Source organism: Cobetia sp. SIMBA_158, assembly GCF_046566945.1.
GTDB lineage: Bacteria > Pseudomonadota > Gammaproteobacteria > Pseudomonadales > Halomonadaceae > Cobetia > Cobetia amphilecti.
The window spans coordinates 1-328 of record NZ_JAWJYL010000149.1 but is presented as its reverse complement, the minus strand read 5'-3'; the positions used below and the strand labels follow the sequence as shown (position 1 = coordinate 328).

Here is a 328-nt window from a genome sequence, read left to right as displayed (position 1 = left end):
CCTTATCCCGAAGTTACGGTACCAATATGCCGAGTTCCTTCTCCCGAGTTCTCTCAAGCGCCTTAGAATACTCATCTCGCCCACCTGTGTCGGTTTGCGGTACGGGCACCTCTCACCTCGCTAGAGGCTTTTCTTGGCAGTGTGGAATCAGGAACTTCGCTACTAAATTTCGCTCGCCATCACAGCTCAGCCTTTACGGGAAACGGATTTGCCTATTTCCCAGCCTAACTGCTTGGACGCGGATATCCAATACCGCGCTTACCCTATCCTCCTGCGTCCCCCCATTGCTCAAATGGTGAGGAGGTGGTACAGGAATATCAACCTGTTG

Annotated in this window: 1 rRNA gene; it reads right to left on the bottom strand. The window is 52.4% G+C overall.

The features are described 5' to 3' along the window. Positions 1–328 (bottom strand): 23S ribosomal RNA (locus R2R70_RS19385); the annotation flags it as partial.